A 408-nucleotide genomic window follows, 5' to 3' on the forward strand; every position below is an offset into this window, starting at 1 on the left:
TTATTTTTGGCTTTTGTTTACAAGTGTTTATCTTAACTAATATTTCCGCTCCTATTGGTTGGGATGTATCAGCTATTTTTAATGGTGTAAGTGCTTCGCCTGAAAATAAAGAAGTTATCAGTAATTACCTATCAATAAATCCTAATAATTCTTTTTTCTTTTTTTTGATGTATGGAATTTCTAAGGTGATGAATCTGTTTAATCATACTTGGGGATCGTCTTGGTTTGTCTGGCAGTTGTGGAATATAATTTTTATGGATATAGGATTTGTTATCTTATTTAAAGCAGCTAAGCATTTGTTTAATAAAAAAGTTGCATATTTAACTTTCTACTTGGCTTCTTTTTCATTGATGTTTTCACCATGGATTTTAGTACCATATACTGATGTAATAATGATTCCTGTTATAT

Annotated in this window: 1 protein-coding gene; it reads left to right on the forward strand. The window is 28.9% G+C overall.

Features of this window, described 5'->3' with window-relative positions:
* On the forward strand, positions 1–408 hold a 408-nt coding region (locus tag GVL03_RS21220), incomplete at both ends, for a hypothetical protein (protein WP_373683857.1).

It is taken from the genome of Microbacterium sp. 18062, from assembly GCF_902706225.1.
Lineage (GTDB): Bacteria > Actinomycetota > Actinomycetes > Actinomycetales > Microbacteriaceae > Microbacterium.